This window comes from Streptomyces tricolor (genome assembly GCF_002155905.1).
GTDB classification, from domain to species: Bacteria; Actinomycetota; Actinomycetes; order Streptomycetales; family Streptomycetaceae; genus Streptomyces; species Streptomyces tricolor.
In genome coordinates this window covers 1-619 of sequence record NZ_MUMF01001037.1, presented here as the reverse complement: position 1 = coordinate 619, position 619 = coordinate 1, and the positions used below count along the sequence as shown (strand labels likewise).

Sequence of the window (619 nt, the reverse complement as noted above, 5' to 3'; positions counted from 1 at the left end):
CCTTGGCCAGGCACCGCCGCACCAGCGGCGCCAGGCCCTGCGGCACGCCGGCCAGGTCGGGCTCGTCGTGGACCACCTGATAGGCGACGACGTACGGGCTGTCGGAGTCGAACGGCCCGCGCCCGGTGGCCGCGTGCACCATGACCGAGCCCAGCGCGAAGATGTCGGCGGCCGGGCCCACCTCCCGCGGGCGCCGGAACTGCTCGGGCGCCATGAACGGCGGCGTGCCGATCAACTTCCCTGTCTCGGTGCGCAGTTCGCTGTCCTTCGGCCGGGAGATGCCGAAGTCGATGACCTTCGGCCCGTCCTCGGCGAGCAGCACGTTGCTGGGCTTCAGGTCCCGGTGCACGACCCCCACCCGGTGGATGTCCCGCAGCGCCTCGGCGAGCCCGGCCATCAGCCGGCGCAGCTGCTCGGGCGCCATGGGGCCCTTCCGCTTCACCTGGTCGGAGAGGGTCGGCCCGGGGATGAACAGGGTGGCCATCCAGGGCCGTTCGGCCTCCGGATCGGCATCCACCACAGGCGCCGTGAAGGCACCGCTGACCCTGCGCGCGGCGGCCACCTCCTGCCGGAAACGGCCCCTGAACTCCGGGTCCCGCGCGAACTCGGCATGGACGAC

Annotated in this window: 1 protein-coding gene; it reads right to left on the bottom strand. The window is 73.0% G+C overall.

Annotation, left to right across the window (positions count from 1 at the left end; all coding sequences use genetic code 11):
• Window positions 1-619: serine/threonine-protein kinase (locus CCN44_RS42565; RefSeq protein ID WP_143650517.1), on the bottom strand; the 619-nt coding region annotated here is incomplete at both ends.